Below are 12,765 nucleotides of genomic sequence, written 5' to 3' on the forward strand. Positions count from 1 at the left end.
TATCAAAAGGAGGCTAGTACAATGACCTACCTCCTTTTCGTTTCATACTCTTCAAAAATCTCTTCAAACCGCGTCAACGTCGCCTTGCCGTATATATGTTACTGACTTCGTCAGTTCTATCTGCAACCTCAAAACCATGTTTTGAGCTGACTTCGTCAGTTCTATCTGCAACCTCAAAACCATGTTTTGAGCTGACTTCGTCAGTTCTATCTACAACCTCAAAGCAGTGCTTTGAGCAACCTGCGGCTAGCTTCCTAGTTTGCTCTTTGATTTTCATTGAGTATGAATTGAACTTCCTATCTATTTTCTATAAATCCTAAAGGCTATAATACTTTCAATCCTTGTCATTTTGTGTTATCATGTAGAGGTAATGAAAGGAGAGAAAATGTCTGCAATAGAACGTATTACAAAAGCTGCTCACTTAATTGATATGAACGATATTATCCGCGAGGGGAACCCAACTCTACGCGCAGTTGCTGAGGAAGTTACTTTCCCCTTATCTGATCAGGAAATCATCCTTGGCGAAAAGATGATGCAATTCCTTAAACATTCCCAAGATCCTGTCATGGCTGAAAAATTGGGACTCCGCGGTGGGGTTGGACTGGCTGCTCCTCAATTGGATATCTCAAAACGCATTATCGCTGTTTTGGTACCTAATATTGTTGAAGAAGGCGAAACTCCGCAGGAAGCCTACGACTTGCAAGCCATTATGTACAATCCAAAAATCGTCTCTCACTCTGTTCAAGACGCTGCTCTTGGTGAAGGAGAAGGTTGCCTGTCTGTAGACCGCAACGTGCCTGGCTATGTTGTTCGCCATGCCCGCGTTACTGTTGACTACTTTGACAAAGATGGAGAAAAACACCGTATCAAACTCAAAGGCTACAACTCCATTGTTGTTCAGCATGAAATTGACCACATTAACGGTATCATGTTTTACGATCGTATCAATGAAAAAGACCCATTTGCAGTTAAAGATGGTTTACTGATTCTAGAATAAAGAAAATCCCGTTGCAAGACGGGGTTTTGTGTTATAATAGAGGCATGAAAACAAATGATATTGTCTATGGCGTCCACGCCGTTACCGAAGCCCTCCTTGCAAATACTGGAAACAAACTCTACCTCCAAGAAAATCTCCGAGGTAAGAATCTTGAGAAAGTCAAGGAACTGGCTACAGAAAAGAAGGTGTCCATTTCTTGGACCTCAAAAAAATCCCTCTCTGAGATGACTGAAGGTGCTGTCCACCAAGGTTTTGTTTTACGAGTGTCCGAATTTGCCTATAGCGAGCTAGATCACATCCTTTCCAAAACACGCCAAGAAGAAAATCCTTTGCTATTGATTCTGGATGGTTTGACTGACCCTCACAACCTAGGATCCATCCTGAGAACAGCCGATGCGACCAATGTTTCAGGTGTCATCATTCCCAAGCACCGTGCTGTAGGTGTTACCCCCGTCGTTGCCAAAACGGCCACAGGTGCTATCGAGCACGTTCCCATCGCCCGAGTGACCAATCTGAGCCAAACTCTGGACAAAGTCAAGGATGAAGGCTTCTGGACCTTTGGAACGGATATGAACGGTACTCCTTGCCATAAGTGGAATACAAAAGGGAAAATCGCCCTCATCATCGGAAATGAAGGAAAAGGCATCTCTAGCAACATTAAAAAACAGGTCGATGAAATGATTACCATTCCCATGAATGGCCATGTTCAAAGCCTTAATGCCAGTGTTGCTGCGGCCATTCTCATGTACGAAGTTTTCCGAAACAGACTATAAAAAAGTTTCCAGTCATCTGATTGGAAACTTTTTTATGATTAACTATGTTCTGTGATAAATTTATAGGCTTCTTGACCAGCGATAGCTCCATCTCCAACCGCTGTTGTTACTTGGCGAAGGTCTTTCTGGCGAACATCTCCAACTGCAAAGATACCGTCAACTGCAGTTTTCATGTGGTTATCTGTCACAATCCAGCCTGCCTGATCTTGGATATTCAATTCTTTAACAAAATCGCTAAGAGGGTCCAATCCAACATAGATAAAGACGCCACCGAAGGCTTGTTCTGTCACTTGACCTGTTTTCACATTTTCAAATACGACAGATTCTACTCGGTTTTCACCCTTGATTTCCTTCACTACAGAATCCCAGATAAAGCTGATTTTCTCATTCGCAAAGGCGCGGTCTTGTAAAACCTTTTGAGCACGAAGTTGGTCACGACGGTGAACAATGGTAACAGTCTTAGCAAAACGAGTCAAGAAGAGGGCTTCTTCAACAGCTGAATCTCCACCACCAACTACCAACAAATCTTGGTCACGGAAGAAAGCACCATCACACACGGCACAGTAAGAAACACCACGACTGTTCAGTTCTTCTTCTCCAGGTACTCCCAAAGGACGGTGTTTAGAACCAGTTGCTACGATAACGGTACGAGTTTCATATGTTTGGTCGTCAGTCATCACTTTCTTAAAATCACCATGGTCTTCGACATTTTCAACATATCCATAAATGTGCTCAACACCGAGATTTTCAAGCGGTTCAAACATCTTTTCTGCCAATTCAGGTCCACTAATATTAGCATATCCTGGGTAATTTTCGATATCAGATGTATTATTCATCTGACCACCTGGCAGACCACCTTCAATCAAAGCTACTTTCAAATTGCTTCGAGCAGCATACAAGGCTGCAGTCATCCCTGCAGGTCCAGCACCGATAATAATAGTATCGTACATATAGTTTCCTTCTTTCTTGTTGTAACTATCTTTATTCTAACTCTTTCTTGTCAATCACGCAAGGATTATGCCTTGAAAACAAGAATTAAACTCATAACCGCAAAGGATAATACTGGAACAACCAAGACCCCAATCATAATCATATCATAGAGATGGGCTTGGCGAGCCTTGGCTGTCTTATCAACTCCCGACATGGCTCTCAGTCCAATCCAAATTCCTAAAAAAATCAGGACGAGGATGGTGGTTAAGATCAAACTCTCGAAATATAAAGAAAATAGTTGCAGTAGCATGATTTCTCTCATTTCTATCTTTTTTAAAGAGTAAACTCAGCTAGTCCAGCTAACTGAGTTTTTCTTTATCTATTATATCAAATATAAGTCCGTTTGTAACTAGCGAAGAATTCTTTTGTCCGCTCTTCTTTAGGATGGTGGATAATCTCATCTGGTGTTCCAGACTCGATGATTTTCCCCTTATCTAAGAAGAGAATCTTATCAGCCACTTGGGCTACAAAGGACATGTCATGACTGACCAAAATCATGGTCTGACCTGACTTAGCAGCATCTGCAATAGACTTCTCTACTTCACCGACCAATTCTGGGTCAAGGGCTGAAGTTGGTTCATCTAAGAGCAAGACATCTGGTTTCATAGCAAGCGCACGCGCCAAGGCAACCCGTTGCTTTTGTCCACCTGATAAATGGCGAGGGTAATGGTTTTCACGATCAGAAAGCCCAACCTTAGCCAACTCTTCCTTGGCAATCTTAGTCGCTTCTTGGTCAGATAATTTCTTGACAACAACCAAGCCTTCTTTCACATTATCAAGTGCTGTACGGCGCTCAAACAAATTAAACTGCTGAAATACCATAGATAACTTGCGACGTAGGGCAAGGATTTCTTCTTGAGTGATTTTAGAAAAATCAACCGAGAAATCATCAATCTGAATCGAGCCACTATCAGGTGTTTCAAGATAATTGAGACTGCGAAGAAAGGTTGATTTTCCAGCTCCTGAAGAACCAATCAAGGCTACAACTTCCCCTTTTTGAATATCCAAGTCCAGATGATCCAAGACAGTCTGTCCTGAAAAGGATTTGCTTAAATTCGAAATCTTAATCATTAACGAAGGTCTCCTTTCACATCTGTTTGCACTGTATCTGGTGCAGAAATAGCCATTTTTCTCTCGATGAAACGACCAAGGCTCTCAATTCCGATATTGACTACCCAATAAACAAGAGCAACGGAGATGAAGCGCTCAAAATAACGATAATCGGCACCACCCAAAATCTGAGCTTGGGCAAAGACTTCCACAACACCCGCACTAAAGGCTAGGGAAGTTCCCTTGGTCAAGCCGATGAGGGAGTTAATCAAGGTTGGAGTTGCCACAACTGCTGCATTTGGAATAATCACTCGTCGATAAACTTGCGCTCGGGTCATACCCAGACTGCGTGCCGCCTCAATCTCACCAGGGTTAACTGAGAGAATGGCTGCACGAATGGTTTCACTAGCATAAGCTGCCTCATTAAAGGCAAAGGCGACAATCGCAAAAGCAGCGGCTGGAATCGCATTGATATTGAGACCAGTTCCCCATTGCTGATTGAGAGCTTTCAAAGCCAAAGGAATTCCGTAGTAGGTCAACATGAGCTGCACTAAAATCGGTGTCCCTTTTAAGAAACTAACAAAGAAGGCCTGCAAGGGATATAAAATCTTGACACGATTGATCTTCACAATGGCAAAAAGAAGCGCCAAAACCAAGCCAAAAAAGGCACCACCAATTGTCAACATAATCGTTGTTGGAAGTTGTTGAACAATTCTCGGAATTCCATCAAAGACCGAACGCAAGCTAAAAAGCTTGCCATCCGGAATCAATTGCATCAAGTTTTGATACCAATCTGATGCTAAAATCGTTGTAACATTCATAAAAACATCCTCTCCTGATAATGATTCATTCTACCATACTTCTGCCGTCAATGAAATTATTTGCTACGGTCAGATACAGTCTTTGTCTACCTACTAGTTTATCATACTTTAAAACAGGGAGGTTATATATTTTATCTATCAGAGAGATAAGTAAAAACTATTTCAATCCCAATTCTTCATAAGGTTTTCGATAACCGATTTGTTTAACAGTTCCATTTTCTACTAAAATTGGCCGTTTTAACAACATGCCGTCGCTTGCTAGCAACTCAGCTGCTTCTTGGTTTGACAGACTTCCTACCTTATCTTTTAACCCTAATTCACGGTATTTGATTCCACTGGTGTTAAAAAATTGCTTCAATTCAAACCCTGAGGTTTCCAGCCAGTTTAAAATAACTTCTTGGCTAGGTGTTTCTTCGGCGATATGGACGGCTTTGTAGTCCACACCGAGTTGGTTTAATTCTTGTTTTGCTTTTTTACAAGTTGAACATTTTGGGTATTCGATAAATTCTAACATGTCTTTCACTTTCTATTATTTATATCTTTAAAATCTGCGCCTTCATACTCCAAGAGCCAGGCTTTCTTTTCCACTCCTGCGGCATAACCAGTCAGACGCTTGCCTGCTCCCAGCACACGGTGACAAGGTACTAGAATAGACCAAGGATTGCGTCCTACCGCTCCACCAATTGCTTGAGCAGAAGGCACTTGCAGGTCTTGGGCTATTTGCCCATATGTCACTGTCTGACCATAAGGAATTCCCTGTAAATAGTCCCAAACTCGCTTTTCAAAATCCGTTCCAATTGGAGCCAAGGGCAAGTCGGATAAATCCTTAGGCTTGCCTTTAAAGTAAGCATCTAAGCAAGTAATAACTGGGTCTAAAATGGGATGACTAACAACTGCTTCTATCGTCTCATCTCCTAGTCCCCTCTCAAAATGCTTCTGCTCCTGAACCCAAATTCCATACAAATAATGGTCATCAGCTACGAGAGAAAGGGAGCCAATCGGCGAAGAATAGAGCATTTTTACATACTTCTTTTGCATTATTTCTTTAATTTTTGATAGGCCAAGCGTTCGCCATCAACTGGAACCTTACCAACCTGTTTAAAACCGAGTTTTTCAAAAATATGCTGCATAGCTTTGTTTTCAGCATGCGTATCTGAGCGAAAATCTAGATAATCAAAACCTTCAATCAAGCCCTCTAAAAAGGTTTGAGCAACTCCCTGTCCCTGCACATCTGCTGCCACAGCAATACGGTGAAAGACTAGGTACTCTGACTCCCCAACTTGCCAGTTGCCTTCATAAATGGCTTCATAGGCTGCCTCTGGACTCTTGGTCACAGCAGCATAGGCTAGTAGTTCTCCCTCTTCCAAGGCTACATAGGCTTGACCTGAGATAATATCTTCAATAATAATATCAGCATTTGGATAACCATTTTGCCACTGGTCACTACCAGCATCCGCTAAACATTTTTTAGCATCCTCCATCACTTGCATGATGTCATCTACTTCATTTGGAAAAGCTAAACGAATCTCCATCTTTTCTCCTCATTTCTGACTAGTTTCTCCCATCCTAGCATAATTTAAGTCTTTCTACAAGCAGTTAAAACTTGACTTTCTGTTTTTGTTATTTTATAATCTAGTTATTAAAACTAGATAAAAAGGAGTTGAAAATGAAAACTACCTTTTCCTACCCAAAATGGGCAGAAATTCCAAATATTGACCTCTATCTGGACCAGGTTTTACTCTATGTCAATCAGGTCTGTGCCCCTATCTCTCCTGATAAAGACAAAGGCCTGACAGCATCTATGGTTAACAATTATGTCAAACATGGTTACCTGACAAAACCTGACAAGAAAAAATACCAACGTCAACAGATTGCCCGTCTGATTGCTATCACAACCCTCAAGTCTGTATTTTCGATTCAAGAAATCGCTCAGACACTGAATACTCTACAAAGTCAAGCAAGTTCAGAGCAACTCTACGATGCTTTTGTGAACTACATGAACCAAGGAATTGACCCAGCTAACCCTATCATCCAAACCAGCTGCCAAACCGTTAAACTCTATCATCAAACCCTAGCCTTAATCCATCATACTCAAGAGGAGGTAATCCAATGAACACTAGTCTTAAACTCAGCAAACAACTCAGTTTCGGAGAAGAGATTGCTAATAGTGTGACCCATGCTGTGGGTGCAGTCATCATGCTCATCTTACTCCCTATTTCATCCACCTATAGTTACGAAGCACATGGCTTTTTATCCTCTATCGGCGTTTCCATTTTCGTTATCAGTCTCTTTCTCATGTTCCTCTCATCCACCATTTACCACTCTATGGCCTATGGTTCGACCCACAAATACGTCTTGAGAATTATTGACCATTCTATGATTTATGTGGCTATCGCAGGCTCTTATACGCCAGTCGTCTTAACCTTGATGAATAACTGGTTTGGCTATCTGATTATTGCTATCCAATGGGGAACGACCATCTTTGGTATTCTCTATAAAATCCTTGCTAAAAAAGTCAATGAAAAATTTAGCCTTGCTCTTTACCTGATTATGGGCTGGTTGGTTCTGGCTATCATTCCTGCCATTATCAGTCAAACGACACCAATTTTCTGGAGTCTCATGGTAACTGGCGGACTCTCTTATACAGTTGGGGCTGGATTTTACGCCAAGAAAAAACCTTATTTCCACATGATTTGGCATCTCTTTATCCTAGCTGCGTCCGCACTCCAATACATCGCCATTGTTTATTACATGTAAAACTCTAAGCAGGCAGAGCCTGCTTAGAGTTTTATAATCGAATTTCCTAAAGAGGAAGCAATATGAAAGCCGTCATTGCTTGTGCTCATAAGATCTTCAGAATCATTTACAAACTACTCTCCACCAAGCATACTTATCAAAAAGAAAAGGCGCTAGGACTGAGGAAACATTTCTAACGCAAAAACTAAAAAAATTTCAATTATAGTATAGCACAGGAAGTGATTTTTTGCGCTTTTTTACTATCTTTTTTCTTCACATATATTTATAAAGTACTGGTGCAAGCTTACATCATCAGTCAATTCAGGATGAAAAGAAGTTACCAACATATTTTTTTCTTGGGCTGCAACGATTTGATTATTCACTGTTGCTAGAATTTCTACATCTTCTCCAACACTGCTGATAATTGGACCACGGATAAAGGTCATTGGAATCTGACCAACTCCCTTACATTCTGCTTCCGTATAGAAACTTCCTAATTGGCGCCCATAGGCATTGCGCTCGACCACCATATCCATAGTTCCTAGATGACTCTCTTTCTGAGAAGTAATTTCCTTAGCCAGCAAAATCAAGCCTGCACAGGTTCCAAATACTGGTAAACCAGATAGAATGGCTTCTCGAATGGGAATCAGCATGTCCTGGTCTCGTAAGAGCTTGCCCATGGTTGTAGACTCACCACCCGGCAAAATCAAACCCGACAAGTCACTCTGAGATTTCTGAAAATCCTCTAAATTTCTGATTTCAACACTCTCGACACCTAATTGATCTAGCACTTTTGCATGCTCTGCAAAGGCACCTTGCAAGGCCAATATTCCGATTTTCATCTATTTTCCTCGCTCAGCCATGAGAATTTGGATCTCATTTTCATTGATACCAACCATAGCTTCTCCTAGATCTTCAGAGATTTGAGCTAGGATTTGAGGATTACGGAAGTTAGTCACAGCCTTAACAATGGCACTCGCTCGTTTAACAGGATCGCCTGACTTAAAAATACCTGAACCGACAAATACACCCTCTGCCCCTAATTGCATCATAAGTGCAGCATCTGCTGGCGTTGCAACGCCTCCAGCTGCGAAGTTTACAACTGGCAATTTCCCATGTTCATGGACGTATTGAACCAATTCTACAGGGACTTGCAATTCCTTGGCAGCAACATAAAGTTCGTCCTCGCGTAGGTTTTGAATACGGCGAATTTCCTGATTCATCATACGCATATGGCGAACAGCTTGGACAATATCTCCTGTACCCGGTTCTCCTTTAGTACGAATCATGGAAGCACCTTCAGCGATACGACGCAAGGCTTCCCCCAAGTCCTTAGCTCCACAGACAAAAGGTACTTGAAATTCTTTCTTGTCCACATGGAAACGATCGTCAGCTGGAGATAAAACTTCACTCTCATCGATATAGTCAATCTCAATAGCCTCTAAAATCTGAGCTTCAACAAAATGCCCGATTCTAACCTTAGCCATCACTGGAATGCTAACCGCTTCTTGGATTTCCTTAATCATCTTTGGATCACTCATACGGGAAACACCACCAGCTGCACGAATATCAGCTGGAATCCGCTCCAAAGCCATAACAGCAGCCGCACCAGCAGCCTCTGCAATACGAGCCTGTTCAGGATTTTGAACGTCCATGATAACCCCACCTTTGAGCATCTGTGCCAAATTTTTATTTAATTCATAACGATTTTCAGTCATTTGTTTTATCCTCATCATTTATATTGGTAGCTACCATTTCATTTTAAAATAGAACAGAGTGAATCACAAGATAAAAAAAGAAGAATTGTGTGGGTACAGATTGAATCGAGTAGGGGCTAAGACTAGTCCCTCTCACACCACCGTAGGTGCCGTTCGGCATAGGGCAGTTCAACTAATACTCATATCTATTTTCAAAAAGCATTCTGGTTCATTCTCTTTTAACGATGGACTTTACAACACTCCTCTCTAATCCTTGTATGATCTCTTGAAATGTATCAATGCCAGCTTCCAAGGTTTGAAATGCTTTATTCTGGAAGCCACCTTCACCAAGCTCTTTCTGCATCTGTTCAATAGGATTCATCTCTGGCCTGTATGGGGGAATAAAGGGAAAGCCAATATGATTTGGAATAGTTAAGCTACTTGATGGATGCCCTAGGGCATGATCCATGACTAGTAAAATAAAATCAGTTGGATAGGCCTGTGACAGTTCTTGTAAACAAGCTTTCCTCCATTCAGTATGGCATCCTCCGGCAAGCAGGAAAAAGGATGCTCCTCTATAAGCATCAACAGCTCTCTAACAGTAAGAGAATTCATGCACGGAATGACTATGGACAGGAGGACCTATTCCTTTAGGTGGCTAACAAGATCCTAGTTTACTGCCTATCCGAAACCAGCCTCATCTTTGATGCATGAACCCAAGCTTACGAAAGCATCTACTATCTTTAAAGCGTTTTCTTACCTTCTTGAATAGAGATGGGATGTTTAGACGCGGCAATGGTTTGAGCGCCTGCTTTCTTAGGATCTAGGGCAACAGTGCGCCAGCTATGTCGCTTCAACAGTTGACAGAAAGCATCACCTGTGTAGGAACGACTAATCTCCTTTTGATAGGACTGAAGAAATGGAGTATCACTAAACCTCCTGAGAAACAATCTCTAGAACACTTGTCCTACAACGGCCTGTATATCCTAGTCCGGTACGTTATAAGCAATGAATTCATTTTTATTACAATTCAATCTAGATTTTGCAGGAAATCTACTGTAACAACTTCCTCTTCCTCTGAAGTTTTCAAATGACCGGAAAACTATCTATTCCTTGACTGTCATATAAACGTGGTTACAACCACCACGTCTTTCTTGAAGGAGAGAGTCCGAACCTAACTCCTCATCCTTCTTTAAATTTCACCAAACTACAGTCTAGACGCTCTATCATCTCTTGATAGGATTTTCCCATCAAACAAAGCAGAACGATTGGAAGACTTTGTGTTAGAGGCTTAGTAAGGTCTTTAAAGAGAAAGGTGATTTCTTGTTTAGCTAATTTCATGTTACTATCGTACAATGCTTTTTGAAGTATGTCTAGTATTAACCACTCTTTTCATCACCCCACTACAAGTTGATAAAGAGCCACAAAACTTCAAGACTTTTCTAAGTATTTTCGATATAAGCATTAAATATATTTCAGAAAAAGCAACATTAACCTCCCTTAACTGAAACAAACTCAAGTTCACTAAATTGGTTAATAATTCTTTTCAAGTCTTTATCTGCTTTTTTCTCTGATACATCATATTCAGATGTTAATTTTCTCAATAAGTGGTCATATGAAATTGAAGTATCAATTTTAGACCATATAAAAAGATTTCTCTCTCCATCACTTATAACATTGATTTTACTTCGAGTATCCTTTAAATTATCATTAATATCAATTCCATTAATTGTAATTTCTCCTGAATCTTGTTTTAGAAGCGTTGTCATCATTTTTATTAAGGTTGTTTTGCCTGCCCCATTTTCTCCTAAAACTCCAATTATTTTTCCTCTTGGAATTTTTAATGAAACATTATTAATAGCTTACTTTTTCTTTTTAGTAAATTAATCTTCGTTTTTGTAAGATAACTTTTAGATACATTTTTTACTTCTAACATCGGAATTCTCCTAAATTGTTAAATATTCGATCACTTTCTTCTCCATCTTTTTATAACTGAGCAAGCCAATCACAATAAAAACTAATGAGAGAAGTAAAACTTTAAAAATCAATAGACATAGTTGAAGCGATTCCAAATCTCCAGAAGATATTAGTCTAACTATCTCTAAGCCATAAGTAATTGGTAATAAATCACCAACACATTTTAGAAAATCAAGAAGCACTGTCCTAGGAAATGTAACACCAGATACTAAAAATATCAAAATAAATAACGTATTCTGACTTATAAATGTATCTCTTAACCAGAGCATTATGTTAGCAACAAAAACACTCATAGAAAATGATATTAAAACAATAACAACATAACTCTCAACAGCCAATAGGATATTGGAGTTGCCATGAACTTTGCACCGAGCAAAATAGAAATAATAAAAAGTGAACAAAACTCCATAAAAGTTCTTCCAAGCTGTTCAATGAACACGCCTATATAATAGCTGAAAATACTATATGGAGTTATAAATAAGCTTTCCAAGGTTCCCTCTCGAACCTCAACCATCAATGAACGCCCTACATTCATCAAAATAGCAACAGCAACATTGTAGTAAAGCATCCCAGCAGCAGCGAAAGTAAAATAATCAATCACTTCTACTTGACTAACTACTAATTTGTTATTAAAAAGATAATGAGCAATTAACCAATACCCTAAAAGCTGAAAAATGGCATCTAACAATCGATTCAGGAATAGAGCTACTGGAAAAAATCTAGTATACATTTGAAAATTTCTAATTATTAATGCCTTAATCAACTTTCGATAATCTCCATTTCTACTCTTTTATAATCGTGCCAATCTCACCTCCTGATAAAAGAAGTGCATTCGCATCATCAGTATCAATATGCATTTCCAATCTATATTTATCACTCACTCTGCAATGAACATCATGCAAAGTAGCACTTTTTTCGCTTTTTACTTCAACAGAAACTATATCTCCATTTTTAAGACCCATTTCCTCAGCTTCTTCTGTGGCAAAGTGAATATGTCTATTAGCAATAATGCACCCTTCATCTAAATTAACTCTTCCATTAGGTCCTATAATGGTAATCGGTGAAGAGTTTTCAATCTCACTCGAAGTACGTACTGGTGGAGTTATCTTTAATAATCTAGAATCTGTTTTAGAAACCTCAACTTGTGTATAAGGACGAATTGGTCCTAATACCCTGACACGATTAATCTCGCCAGATGCCGACTGAATTGTAACCTGTTCTTCAGCAGCAAATTCACCAGGCTGATACAAATCTTTTAACTTGTTTAGTTGGTATCCTTCACCAAATAAAATATCTAAATGTTCCCTCTTTAAATGAACATGTCTAGCAGAAATGTTAATGATTACTTGATTAATTTCCATGATAATTTATCTCCTTTTCCTATTTATAATACCATATTTTTTTCTGATTCATTATACTCAAAATGAATCAAAGCCTCTTTATTCAGATACATACCCTCTTCATTGAGTAAATGATTCAAATCAGAGTTCCATTGTGACGGTTTATCTCCTATACTTTCTAAGTTCTCAACAAAAGTATAGATATAAAAGTTTGTTGCTCTATATTTTTCACCTCCTATATTAAAATCTCTAAATAAGCTTATTGCTAATATTTTATAGTCGCTTAGTTTCAAACAAGCATGTTATAATAAAGCTATGCATGTAGTACAGATTTTAAACAGCGAGCATTAGATTACATCAAAGAGGGGGCACAGCCATGTCGAG

At 39.6% G+C, this 12,765-nt stretch carries 18 protein-coding genes and 2 pseudogenes; 4 read left to right on the forward strand and 16 right to left on the reverse strand.

The annotated features are described in order from the left end of the window. Positions 1–73: 73 nt before the first annotated feature. Positions 74–277, reverse strand: a complete 204-nt coding sequence (locus tag HT708_RS12060) for a hypothetical protein (protein ID WP_240156224.1) — start codon at positions 275–277, stop codon at positions 74–76. Positions 278–385: 108 nt separating this feature from the next. Here HT708_RS12060 and def point away from each other — a divergent pair, with 108 nt between their 5' ends. Both def and rlmB read left to right on the forward strand, forming a co-directional pair. Further along, positions 386–997 carry a peptide deformylase gene (def, locus tag HT708_RS11225; RefSeq protein ID WP_001272952.1) on the forward strand — a complete coding sequence of 204 codons (612 nt, stop codon included), beginning with the start codon at positions 386–388 and terminating at the stop codon, positions 995–997. A gap of 44 nt (positions 998–1,041) precedes the next feature. Further along, positions 1,042–1,770: a 23S rRNA (guanosine(2251)-2'-O)-methyltransferase RlmB gene (rlmB, locus tag HT708_RS11230; protein WP_000855765.1), complete on the forward strand. Its 729-nt coding sequence runs from the start codon at positions 1,042–1,044 to the stop codon at positions 1,768–1,770. 38 nt (positions 1,771–1,808) lie between these two features. Here rlmB and trxB read toward each other — a convergent pair whose 3' ends face one another. From trxB to HT708_RS11265, 7 genes are all read right to left on the reverse strand, one after another. Beyond that, a complete protein-coding gene (trxB, locus tag HT708_RS11235; RefSeq protein ID WP_000272299.1) occupies positions 1,809–2,720 on the reverse strand; it encodes a thioredoxin-disulfide reductase in 912 nt (303 codons plus the stop codon). Between the two features lie 65 nt (positions 2,721–2,785). Then, a complete protein-coding gene (locus HT708_RS11240) occupies positions 2,786–3,010 on the reverse strand; it encodes a DUF4059 family protein (RefSeq protein ID WP_000926599.1) in 225 nt (74 codons plus the stop codon). Positions 3,011–3,087: 77 nt separating this feature from the next. Next, a complete protein-coding gene (locus HT708_RS11245) occupies positions 3,088–3,831 on the reverse strand; it encodes an amino acid ABC transporter ATP-binding protein (protein ID WP_000590965.1) in 744 nt (247 codons plus the stop codon). Beyond that, positions 3,831–4,631 carry an amino acid ABC transporter permease gene (locus tag HT708_RS11250; RefSeq protein WP_001103446.1) on the reverse strand — a complete coding sequence of 267 codons (801 nt, stop codon included), beginning with the start codon at positions 4,629–4,631 and terminating at the stop codon, positions 3,831–3,833. Before HT708_RS11250 ends, HT708_RS11245 begins: the two co-directional genes overlap by 1 nt. A 157-nt stretch (positions 4,632–4,788) precedes the next feature. Then, entirely contained in the window at positions 4,789–5,145 is a 357-nt protein-coding gene (locus HT708_RS11255) for an arsenate reductase family protein (protein WP_023934080.1), read from the reverse strand. A gap of 5 nt (positions 5,146–5,150) precedes the next feature. After that, the gene (locus tag HT708_RS11260) at positions 5,151–5,669 is read right to left on the reverse strand and encodes a methylated-DNA--[protein]-cysteine S-methyltransferase (protein WP_023934081.1); all 519 of its coding nucleotides are present in this window, start codon (positions 5,667–5,669) and stop codon (positions 5,151–5,153) included. Further along, positions 5,669–6,163: a GNAT family N-acetyltransferase gene (locus HT708_RS11265; RefSeq protein WP_000405855.1), complete on the reverse strand. Its 495-nt coding sequence runs from the start codon at positions 6,161–6,163 to the stop codon at positions 5,669–5,671. The genes HT708_RS11260 and HT708_RS11265 overlap by 1 nt, the downstream gene beginning before the upstream one ends. A 134-nt stretch (positions 6,164–6,297) precedes the next feature. Between HT708_RS11265 and HT708_RS11270 the strand changes: the two genes are divergently transcribed. Then, positions 6,298–6,744: a DUF1836 domain-containing protein gene (locus HT708_RS11270; RefSeq protein WP_000858721.1), complete on the forward strand. Its 447-nt coding sequence runs from the start codon at positions 6,298–6,300 to the stop codon at positions 6,742–6,744. Beyond that, the gene (locus tag HT708_RS11275) at positions 6,741–7,388 is read left to right on the forward strand and encodes a hemolysin III family protein (protein WP_001097999.1); all 648 of its coding nucleotides are present in this window, start codon (positions 6,741–6,743) and stop codon (positions 7,386–7,388) included. Before HT708_RS11270 ends, HT708_RS11275 begins: the two co-directional genes overlap by 4 nt. Before the next feature lie 239 nt (positions 7,389–7,627). Here HT708_RS11275 and pdxT read toward each other — a convergent pair whose 3' ends face one another. From pdxT to HT708_RS11315, 8 genes and pseudogenes are all read right to left on the reverse strand, one after another. Beyond that, the gene (gene pdxT / locus HT708_RS11280) at positions 7,628–8,209 is read right to left on the reverse strand and encodes a pyridoxal 5'-phosphate synthase glutaminase subunit PdxT (protein ID WP_023937432.1); all 582 of its coding nucleotides are present in this window, start codon (positions 8,207–8,209) and stop codon (positions 7,628–7,630) included. Then, positions 8,210–9,085: a pyridoxal 5'-phosphate synthase lyase subunit PdxS gene (gene pdxS, locus HT708_RS11285; RefSeq protein ID WP_000138526.1), complete on the reverse strand. Its 876-nt coding sequence runs from the start codon at positions 9,083–9,085 to the stop codon at positions 8,210–8,212. It abuts the gene before it with no gap. Positions 9,086–9,293: 208 nt separating this feature from the next. Beyond that, positions 9,294–9,978, reverse strand: a pseudogene (locus tag HT708_RS12065) (transposase); the annotation flags it as partial. A 195-nt stretch (positions 9,979–10,173) separates the two neighbouring features. Continuing rightward, positions 10,174–10,345, reverse strand: a pseudogene (locus tag HT708_RS12070) (IS630 family transposase); the annotation flags it as partial. A gap of 209 nt (positions 10,346–10,554) precedes the next feature. Further along, positions 10,555–10,923 carry a PqqD family peptide modification chaperone gene (locus tag HT708_RS11300; protein ID WP_078374384.1) on the reverse strand — a complete coding sequence of 123 codons (369 nt, stop codon included), beginning with the start codon at positions 10,921–10,923 and terminating at the stop codon, positions 10,555–10,557. Positions 10,924–11,345: 422 nt separating this feature from the next. Further along, positions 11,346–11,804 carry a hypothetical protein gene (locus tag HT708_RS12075; protein ID WP_212750464.1) on the reverse strand — a complete coding sequence of 153 codons (459 nt, stop codon included), beginning with the start codon at positions 11,802–11,804 and terminating at the stop codon, positions 11,346–11,348. A 19-nt stretch (positions 11,805–11,823) separates the two neighbouring features. Continuing rightward, complete coding sequence (pduL, locus tag HT708_RS11310) at positions 11,824–12,402, reverse strand: phosphate propanoyltransferase (protein WP_000405172.1); 579 nt, start codon at positions 12,400–12,402, stop codon at positions 11,824–11,826. Between the two features lie 23 nt (positions 12,403–12,425). Next, positions 12,426–12,674 carry a hypothetical protein gene (locus HT708_RS11315; RefSeq protein WP_000777026.1) on the reverse strand — a complete coding sequence of 83 codons (249 nt, stop codon included), beginning with the start codon at positions 12,672–12,674 and terminating at the stop codon, positions 12,426–12,428. Positions 12,675–12,765: the final 91 nt, after the last annotated feature.

This window comes from Streptococcus sp. 3613 (genome assembly GCF_013277375.1).
Classification (GTDB): Bacteria; Bacillota; Bacilli; order Lactobacillales; family Streptococcaceae; genus Streptococcus; species Streptococcus pseudopneumoniae.

Bases quoted from the DNA above. Each gene is read 5' to 3' on its own strand.
- rlmB (WP_000855765.1), top strand. From the start codon at position 1,042: ATGAAAACAAATGATATTGTCTATGGCGTCCACGCCGTTACCGAAGCC.
- HT708_RS11250 (WP_001103446.1), bottom strand. From the start codon at position 4,631: ATGAATGTTACAACGATTTTAGCATCAGATTGGTATCAAAACTTGATG.
- HT708_RS12060 (WP_240156224.1), bottom strand. From the start codon at position 277: ATGAAAATCAAAGAGCAAACTAGGAAGCTAGCCGCAGGTTGCTCAAAG.
- pduL (WP_000405172.1), bottom strand. From the start codon at position 12,402: ATGGAAATTAATCAAGTAATCATTAACATTTCTGCTAGACATGTTCAT.
- HT708_RS11270 (WP_000858721.1), top strand. From the start codon at position 6,298: ATGAAAACTACCTTTTCCTACCCAAAATGGGCAGAAATTCCAAATATT.
- pdxT (WP_023937432.1), bottom strand. From the start codon at position 8,209: ATGAAAATCGGAATATTGGCCTTGCAAGGTGCCTTTGCAGAGCATGCA.
- HT708_RS11265 (WP_000405855.1), bottom strand. From the start codon at position 6,163: ATGGAGATTCGTTTAGCTTTTCCAAATGAAGTAGATGACATCATGCAA.
- pdxS (WP_000138526.1), bottom strand. From the start codon at position 9,085: ATGACTGAAAATCGTTATGAATTAAATAAAAATTTGGCACAGATGCTC.
- HT708_RS11255 (WP_023934080.1), bottom strand. From the start codon at position 5,145: ATGTTAGAATTTATCGAATACCCAAAATGTTCAACTTGTAAAAAAGCA.
- HT708_RS11275 (WP_001097999.1), top strand. From the start codon at position 6,741: ATGAACACTAGTCTTAAACTCAGCAAACAACTCAGTTTCGGAGAAGAG.
- def (WP_001272952.1), top strand. From the start codon at position 386: ATGTCTGCAATAGAACGTATTACAAAAGCTGCTCACTTAATTGATATG.
- HT708_RS11260 (WP_023934081.1), bottom strand. From the start codon at position 5,669: ATGCAAAAGAAGTATGTAAAAATGCTCTATTCTTCGCCGATTGGCTCC.
- trxB (WP_000272299.1), bottom strand. From the start codon at position 2,720: ATGTACGATACTATTATTATCGGTGCTGGACCTGCAGGGATGACTGCA.
- HT708_RS11240 (WP_000926599.1), bottom strand. From the start codon at position 3,010: ATGCTACTGCAACTATTTTCTTTATATTTCGAGAGTTTGATCTTAACC.
- HT708_RS11245 (WP_000590965.1), bottom strand. From the start codon at position 3,831: ATGATTAAGATTTCGAATTTAAGCAAATCCTTTTCAGGACAGACTGTC.